At 61.1% G+C, this 8817-nt stretch carries 7 protein-coding genes; all 7 read left to right on the top strand.

The features are described 5' to 3' along the window. On the top strand, nucleotides 1-1845 hold a 1845-nt coding region (locus JWR89_RS08670), incomplete at its 5' end, for a response regulator (protein WP_299714380.1). A 91-nt stretch (nucleotides 1846-1936) separates the two neighbouring features. After that, nucleotides 1937-3145: a response regulator gene (locus tag JWR89_RS08665; RefSeq protein WP_299714377.1), complete on the top strand. Its 1209-nt coding sequence runs from the start codon at nucleotides 1937-1939 to the stop codon at nucleotides 3143-3145. Nucleotides 3146-3173: 28 nt separating this feature from the next. Continuing rightward, a complete protein-coding gene (locus tag JWR89_RS08660; protein WP_299714375.1) occupies nucleotides 3174-3521 on the top strand; it encodes a response regulator in 348 nt (115 codons plus the stop codon). Between the two features lie 301 nt (nucleotides 3522-3822). Continuing rightward, complete coding sequence (locus JWR89_RS08655) at nucleotides 3823-4824, top strand: HWE histidine kinase domain-containing protein (protein WP_299714373.1); 1002 nt, start codon at nucleotides 3823-3825, stop codon at nucleotides 4822-4824. A gap of 233 nt (nucleotides 4825-5057) precedes the next feature. Further along, the gene (paoA, locus tag JWR89_RS08650; RefSeq protein ID WP_299714371.1) at nucleotides 5058-5705 is read left to right on the top strand and encodes an aldehyde dehydrogenase iron-sulfur subunit PaoA; all 648 of its coding nucleotides are present in this window, start codon (nucleotides 5058-5060) and stop codon (nucleotides 5703-5705) included. Beyond that, nucleotides 5702-6652: a xanthine dehydrogenase family protein subunit M gene (locus JWR89_RS08645; RefSeq protein ID WP_299714368.1), complete on the top strand. Its 951-nt coding sequence runs from the start codon at nucleotides 5702-5704 to the stop codon at nucleotides 6650-6652. The genes paoA and JWR89_RS08645 overlap by 4 nt, the downstream gene beginning before the upstream one ends. A 3-nt stretch (nucleotides 6653-6655) precedes the next feature. Continuing rightward, nucleotides 6656-8817, top strand: a 2162-nt coding sequence (gene paoC, locus JWR89_RS08640; RefSeq protein WP_299714365.1) for an aldehyde oxidoreductase molybdenum-binding subunit PaoC, incomplete at its 3' end; no start/stop codon positions are given.

Raw genomic sequence — 8817 nt, 5'->3', positions numbered from 1 at the left:
CTTTCCAAGATCGAGTCCGGCACGGTCACCGTCGAGGTGGAGGAAATTCCCTTCGATCGGCTGCGGGAAAATATCGAACGCAATTTCCGGCATGTGGCCGAAGCAAAAAGCCTTCCGCTCGACGTCCGCTTTGCGGCCGACCTGCCGCGGTTTATGGAGAGCGACGACAAGCGCCTGCAGCAAATCTTGAAGAACCTTCTTTCGAACGCGGTAAAATTCACGGCTCGCGGCCATGTCCACGTCAGGGTCGGAACGGCGACGCAGGGCTGGAGCGCCAATCATGCCGTGCTGACCAAGGCAGGGCAGGTGATCACATTCGCCGTCGAAGACACCGGCATTGGTATTGCGCCCGAAAAACAGCGCCTGATCTTCGAGGCCTTCCAGCAGGCCGACGCCGGAACATCACGGCGATACGGCGGAACCGGTCTTGGCTTGGCTATCAGTCGCGAACTCGCAGCGCTGCTGGGGGGCGAGATCAAGCTGTCCAGCGACGCCGGCAAAGGGAGTACGTTCACGCTGTTCCTTCCGGCGAAATTTCCGGGGCGCGAGAGCGCGCAGATCGCGGGTTCGGAAGGATCCTCCGGGCGGCCGCCCGTTGCCCGCGAGCTCATGGTACTGCCGCTGACGCGCGAGGAGCCCATCGAGGACGACCGTGACTTTATCGAGGAAGGCGATCCCGTCCTTCTGATCGTTGAGGATGATGTGCATTACGCCCGAATATTGCTCGGCCTGGCGCAGGACAAGGGCTTCAAGGGCATTATCACGACCCGCGGGGCGGCGGCTGTTCCGCTTGCCCGCCAATACAAACCAACCGCTATCTCGCTCGATATCTTCCTGCCCGACATGCTCGGCTGGACTGTACTCAACCAGCTCAAGCTCGATCCCTTAACGCGTCACATTCCTGTCCAGATCGTTACGCTTGAAGAGGAGCGCCATCACGGCCTGTCGCATGGTGCGTTCTCATACCTCGTGAAAGAGCCGACCACCGACGGCCTAGAGACTGCATTCGACCGGCTGAGGGAGTTTACCTTGCCGCGCACGAAGCGACTGCTGATTGTTGAAGACAACGACATCGAGCGCAGGTCGATCGTGGAATTGCTGAACCATGACGATATCGAACTGGTGCCGGTCGGGAGTGGAGCCGAAGCGCTGGCAGCACTGCAGCGTAGCCTATTCGACTGCATCGTGCTCGATCTGCGGCTGCCCGATATGACCGGCTTCGAGCTTCTCGAACGCCTGCATGCGGAGCGTTCCGTTGCCAGCATCCCGGTGGTCGTGTTCACGGGCAAGGATCTGAGCCTGCAGGAGCAGTTGAAACTCAAGTCGATGGCCAAGAGCATCGTGCTCAAAGATGTCCAGTCGCCCGAGCGGCTGCTGGACGAGACCGCGCTGTTCCTGCACCGTGTCGTCACCGATTTGCCATCCCACAAGCAAGCCATGATCGAACGGTTGCACGGCTCGAAGGAAATCCTTCGAAACCGCAAGGTGCTAGTGGTCGACGACGACGCCCGCAACATCTTCGCGCTCACCTCGTTGCTGGAGAACCATGAGGTCGATGTCATCAGTACGACGAAGGGCAAGGATGCGATCGAGCTGATCGAAAATACCCCGGACATCAGCCTGGTGCTGATGGATATCATGATGCCGGAAATGGACGGATACGAGACCATTCGCAGGATACGAACCGTTCCGAAATTTAAGACTCTTCCGATTCTGGCACTTACGGCTAAGGCCATGAAGGGAGACCGAGAGAAATGCCTGGAGGCGGGGGCGAGCGATTACATCTCAAAGCCCGTCAACACCGACCAGCTTCTTTCGCTCATGAAAGTATGGCTCTACCGATGAAAAAAGCACCGGTGGAATCCCGTCGAGTTACAGCCTTCCATCGAAGGCCCCGCCTGTCATGCAGGCTCGCCAAGTCGCGAAGGCGGCTAAGATGAAACCTCTGACGGGTCAGCCCGATGGAGCTCAGGCACAACAATCCGGCGTCGACGCTGCGTCGGCGGACGGCATGAGCAGCATAGCTAACATCCTCATCGTCGATGACGAGCCGAAGAATCTTACGGTGCTCGAAACCGTACTGGACTCGCCTCGGTATCAGGTGATCCGCGCCGAGTCGGCCGATGCGGCGCTTTTGGCGCTGCTCAAGTACGATTTCGCCGTCCTTATCCTGGATGTCCAGATGCCCGGTATCACTGGCTTCGAACTCGCCCAGATGATCAAGCAGCGCAAGAAGACGTCCGAGGTGCCGATCATCTTTCTCACGGCGTATTACAACGAGGATCAGCACGTCGTCGAAGGCTACGACAGCGGTGCAGTCGATTACCTGTTGAAGCCGATCAACCCAGCGATTCTCCGATCCAAAGTGTCCGTTCTTGTTGAGTTGTTCGTGAAGCAGCGCCAGCTCGAGGAAGCCAACCGTGCGCTATCTGCCGAAGTGGCGGAACGCCGTCTGGTACAAATGCGACTGAGCGAACTCAACGACACGCTGGAGCAACGGGTTCTCGACCGAACCGAAGCCCACAAGCGAGCCGAGGAGCAAGTCCGCCTGTTGATGGCCGAGGTCAATCATCGCTCCAAAAACCTACTTAGCGTCGTCACGGCGATTGCTCAGCAGACGGCGGCCAACAGCCCGCAGGAGTTCCTGGTAAAGTTTTCGAGCCGTGTGCAGGCGCTTGCCGTAAGTCATGACCTTCTCGTCAAGAGTCAGTGGAGAAGCATCGATATCTCGGGCCTTGTTCGTGGGCAGCTCGCTCATTTCGGCGACCTCGTTGGGAAGCGAATTCTGTTCGGCGGGCCCCCCCTGCATTTGTCGTCCGCTGCGGCGCAGTGCATCGGAATGGTCATCCACGAGTTGTCTACCAACACGGTCAAGTATGGAGCACTGTCATGCGGGAAAGGCCGAATTGATATCGCTTGGGAGGCCGATAACACCGCCGCCGAGCCGGTTTTTTCAATTAGTTGGACTGAGATCGGCGGACCACCTATTTTCGCTCCCACCCATCGAGGGTTTGGAACGACGGTCGTCACAAAAATGGTGGAAATGGGTCTCGATGGCGAGACCGGCCTGGACTATCGTTCAACTGGCCTGATTTGGAGATTTTCCTGCCCTTTGAAGAATGTCTTGGAGGCCTTGCAGGCATGATCACTCTTTTAAGATACGGCTTCTCAGAATGACCGTGCGCATTTTGGTAGTGGAGGACGAAGCAATTATTGCGATTGATATTGCAGATCAGCTTATGGTGGCCGGTTTCCAAATCGTCGGGCCGGTGCCCTCGGTCGCAAAGGCACTCAGATTGATCAGCGAGGAGGGGTGCGACGCCGCCGTGCTTGACGTTAACCTGCGTGACGAGACAACGGAAGCCGTCGCGTTTGCATTGCGCTCCCGAGGCACGCCTTTCCTTTTCCTGTCGGCAATCTCCAGAGATCGTCTTCCGTCTGGATTTCAGGATGAGGTGCTTTTACCGAAGCCGGTCAAGCCCGAGATACTGGTTGCAGCGCTAAGTTCGATTGCTGAATAGGATGGAAAAAGTTTGAGCTCGCGCAAATATACCCGTCGTCAAAAGGTGGCGCAAAAAAGCGGGCGGCTGGCCTGTAGGCCGAGCCGTTTGGATAGCAAATATGTCAGATGCTGATAGCGGAACGCTATACCTGCGGAACCGCGTTAGCGATGTAAATCGGAACTCTGCTCGTAGAACCATCGCAATAAAAGCTGAAGGTCTAATATGTCGGCTTTCCGACCTGAGGCTATTAAGGTGTTCGGATTAGGGATGAGCGCCAACCGTCGCAGTAGCTTAAGCTGATTGGAAGAGTAGGAAACTCGTGCCTCCGAACGAACCAAAGAGTCACATTCTGGATTTCGAGCAGTTGCGACGCGCGATCACGGCCGCTGGCGTAACACTCTGGACGTGGAACGTCGATACGGACGATCTGACGATGGACGATCAGGCTTTCGACCTGTGGGGCGTCGCTCGAAGCAGCAGCGTGACGTTCGAGGATTTGTCCGCTCACATCCATCCAGCCGACCGTGATCGTGTCAGAGCGGCTTTCGCGGCAACCCGCGGCATTGTCGGTCCCTATGAGATCGACTTCCGGATCATCGTCAAAGATGAAATTAGGTGGGTTTCGGCGCGCGGGCAGGGCGACGATGCGGGCATCCGATATCGAATCATGTCGGGAATCTTCATAGACGTCACCGGACGGAAGCAGGCTGAAGAAGGTCACGAATTGCTCGCCGGTGAAATGAGCCACCGAGTCAAAAACCTGTTGGCTATCGCATCCGGACTCACGGCTATCACGTCCCGTTCAACAACATCGACCGTCGATATGGCCAGGGAATTGACGCAGCGGCTGACCGCACTAGGGCGCGCACATGACCTCATTAGACCCATTCCCGGGCATGAGGGCAAGGCGGCGCTGCTAGGCGATCTGCTCACGGTTTTGTTGGCGCCTTACGACGACCTTGGCGCGTTTAGCGGTCGCATCCGGGTGTCCGTCCCTCGCATGGGAGTGGGAGAGGGTTCGGCCACGACCCTCGCGATGGTCGTCCACGAACTGGCCACAAATTCGCTGAAGTACGGCGCCTTATCTTCACCGTCCGGCACTCTCGATGTGTCGTGCGCACTGCCTGATAGCGACATCGTCATCGTCTGGACCGAACGTGGCGGCCCGCCGGTCTCCGTCCCGGAAGGCACGGGCGGGTTCGGGAGCAGGCTGGTTGCCCGGAGCATGACAGCGCAACTCGGGGGCTCGATCGATCGGCAGTGGCTTCCGGAGGGCGTCGTCGTGACGATCAAGATCGATAAGGACCGGCTGGCCACTTAGGTCAGTGTGCGCGTATTCCAGCACTTCTGAAGTAATTCGTCAGTAGCCCGCCAAATCCTCCTGTCGCGCATCCTCATTAGGTGTGCCGGGGCTGGGAACCCAATCGTTTCTTGCTTCCGAGGCGCATGATACCAGCTTCCGAGGCGCCTAATTCAGATTGAACCATACGTTATCATTGCGGTTGATTGCCGTGCCGGCAGCATTGCGGCATTCGACATGCAGAGGTGCTACCTATGGATAAGTCAGGTCATCTTCCGATATCGCGCCGAAATCTCATGATCGTGGCCGGCGCATCGGTCGCATCGGCGGCTGTTCCCGGCTCGGCCGGAGCGCAAACGCCGGATTTAGCCCGCTCCGGCGCGGCGCCCGTATCTTCAAAAGTGTCTTTCCGTGTTAACGGCGCGACCCGCGGTCTGGAACTGGATACTCGCACCACGCTGCTCGATGCGTTGCGTGAACACCTGCACCTGACCGGCAGCAAGAAAGGCTGCGATCATGGCCAGTGCGGCGCCTGCACCGTGATCGTCGACGGCCAGCGGATCGTTTCGTGCCTGACCCTGGCGGTAATGCATGAAGGCGCCAGTGTCACCACGATCGAGGGTCTCGGCACGCCGGACGACCTTCATCCGATGCAGGCTGCTTTCATCAAGCATGACGGTTACCAGTGCGGTTACTGCACGCCCGGCCAGATCTGCTCCGCCGTGGCCGTCCTGGATGAGCTAAAGGCCGGCATCCCGAGCCATGTCAGTGGTGATCTCACCGCTGCTCCCGAACTGACCTCCGCCGAGCTGCGCGAGCGCATGAGCGGCAACATCTGCCGCTGCGGCGCCTATTCCAACATCATCGACGCGATCGCGGAAGTCGCAGGGAGCGCGGCATGAAATCCTTTACCTACGAAAAAGCTGAATCACCCGCGGCGGCGGCGGCGTCCGCCGCCCGCCGTCCCGGCGCAAAATTCATCGCCGGCGGCACCAACCTGCTCGACCTGATGAAGCTTGAAATCGAGGCGCCGACCCATCTGATCGACGTCAACGACCTCGGCTTCGACAAGATCGAAACGACCTCCAATGGAGGGTTGCGAGTCGGCGCGCTGGTGCGAAACACCGCGCTGGCAGCGGATCCCCGGGTCCGCCGTGATTACGGCGTGCTCTCGCGCGCTCTGCTCGCCGGTGCGACCGGCCAATTGCGCAACAAGGCGACTACCGCCGGCAACCTGCTGCAGCGGACGCGATGCCCGTATTTCTATGACACCAATCTGCCCTGCAACAAGCGCATTCCCGGCAGCGGCTGCTCGGCGATCGGAGGCGTGACCCGTTCGCTGGCGGTGATCGGGTCGAGCGATGCCTGCATCGCGACCAATCCCAGCGACATGGCAGTCGCAATGCGCGTCCTGGACGCTACGGTGGAAACCATGCGTGCGGACGGCACGACCCGCGGTATCCCGATCGCCGACTTTCATCGGCTGCCCGGCGACACGCCGCATATCGACACCGTGCTCGAAGCCGGCGAACTGGTCACCGCCGTAACGCTGCCGAAACCGGAGGTCGGCAAGCATATCTATCGCAAGGTGCGTGACCGCGCTTCCTATGCCTTCGCTTTGGTGTCCGTTGCCGCCGTCGTGCAGCGCGACGGCAGCGGACGCGTGGCGGTCGGCGGCGTCGCCCACAAGCCGTGGCGGGTCGAAGCCGCCGAGGCGGCCCAGCCGCGCGGCCCCAGGGTGATGGCCTCCGATCTACTTGCCGGCGCGAAACCGCAACCCGACAATGCATTCAAGCTCGCGCTGGTCGAACGCACGCTCGCGGCCGTGCTCGACGAAGCGAAAGGCTGAGCCATGAAGTTCGATACGCCCGCCACCACCAATCCGATCGACCAGCTCAAGATCGTGGGCCGAGCCACCGACCGCATCGATGGGCGGTTCAAGACCACCGGCACGGCGCCCTATGCCTATGAGCGCCACGACGTCGTTGCCAACCAGGCCTATGGCTACGTCCTCGGCAGCGCGATCGCTAAGGGGCACATCCAGGCAATAGATGCGTCCGCCGCGAAAGCGGCGCCCGGCGTCGTCGCCGTCGTCACCACGCTGGACCTACCGCGTCTGGAGAAAGGCGCCATGAACATCGCCCATCTGTTCGGCGGCGCCGAAGTGGAGCACTACCATCAGGCGATCGCAGTCGTCGTTGCCGAGACGTTCGAGCAGGCCCGTGCGGCGACAGCCCTGATCCGCGTCGAGTATGCGCGGACGGCTGGGCGGTTCGATCTCGCCGCAGATGCCCCGAACGCACCCCAGGTGGGCGGCGACAGCGGAGAGGGCAGCGGCGCGGGACCGGAGCATCGCCTCGGTGACTTCGAGGGGGCGTTCGACAGCGCCGCCGTCAAGCTGGACCAGACCTACACCACGCCCGACGAGAGTCATGCCGCGATGGAGCCGCATGCCTCGATCGCCTCCTGGAGCGGCGACAAGCTGACGCTGTGGACGTCGAACCAGATGATCGCCTGGGGCAAGCGCGACCTCGCCAAGACGTTGGGGATCGCGCCGGACAAGGTCCGTCTCGACTCACCGTTCATCGGTGGCGGCTTCGGCGGCAAGCTCTTCGTTCGTGCGGATGCGGCGGTCGCGGCGATTGCATCCCGCGCCGCGAACCGGCCGGTGAAAGTTGCACTGACGCGGCCCTTGATCGCCAACAACACGACGCACCGGCCGGCGACCATCCAGCGCATCCGGATCGGGGCCGGCGAGGACGGCAAGATCACCGCCATCGCCCACGAAAGCACGTCCGCCAATCTGCCGGACGGCAAGCCGGAGACCGCCACCGATCAGACGCGGCTGCTCTATGCCGGAGCCAATCGGCTGACGGCGATGCGCCTCGCCGTGCTCGACCTGCCCGAAGGCAACGCGATGCGGGCACCCGGCGAAGCGCCGGGCCTGATGGCCCTGGAGATCGCCATGGATGAAATGGCGGAGAAGCTCGGAATCGATCCGATCCAGTTCCGGATCCTAAACGACACACAGGAGGACCCCGAAAAGCCTGGACGCAGGTTCTCGCACCGGCAATTGGTCGAGTGCCTACGGCAGGGTGCTGAGCGCTTCGGCTGGAGCGCACGCAATGCCACGCCGGGCTCGGTGCAGGATGGCAAATGGATGGTGGGCATGGGCGTGGCGGCAGGCTTCCGCAACAATCTGCTCACCAAGTCGGCGGCCCGCGTGCGGCTCGATCGAAACGGCATGGTGACGGTCGAAACCGACATGACCGACATCGGCACCGGTTCCTATACGATCATCGCACAGACCGCCGCGGAGATGATGGGAGTCGACCTCGATAAAGTGACCGTCAAGCTCGGGGATTCCGATTTTCCGGCCTCCGCCGGATCGGGCGGCCAGTGGGGCGCCAACAACTCCACAGCCGGGGTCTACGCCGCCTGCGTCAAGCTGCGCGAGGCCGTTGCGCAGAAGCTCGGCGTCAATTCGGACGATGCGGCCTTCAGCGACGGTCAGGTGAAATTCGGCAACCGCAGCGCCGCGCTCGCGGAGGCGGCTCGCGACGGCGACCTCACGGGCGAAGACTTCATCGAATATGGTGATCTCGGCAAGACCCACCAGCAATCGACTTTCGCCAGCCACTTCGTCGAGGTGGCGGTGGACCGCTTCACCGGCGAGAGCCGCGTGCGCCGCATGCTCGCGGTCTGCTCGGCAGGCCGCATCCTGAACCCGAAATCGGCGCGCAGCCAGGTGATCGGGGCGATGACGATGGGCGTCGGCGCGGCGTTGATGGAACGTCTCGATGTCGACAAGCGTTTCGGCCTTTTTATCAACCACGATCTCGCCAGCTATGAGGTGCCGGTGCACGCCGACATTCCGCATCAGGAAGTGGTCTTTTTCGACGAGACCGATCCGATGTCGTCGCCGATGAAGGCCAAAGGCGTCGGCGAACTCGGCATCTGCGGCGTCGGCGCGGCCATCGCAAACGCGGTTTACAACGCGACCGGCGTCCGGGT

The organism is Tardiphaga sp. (assembly GCF_028290785.1).
Taxonomy (GTDB): Bacteria; Pseudomonadota; Alphaproteobacteria; order Rhizobiales; family Xanthobacteraceae; genus Tardiphaga.
Note: the sequence above shows the minus strand (reverse complement) of the source record. Positions and strands in the feature narration are given on the sequence as shown.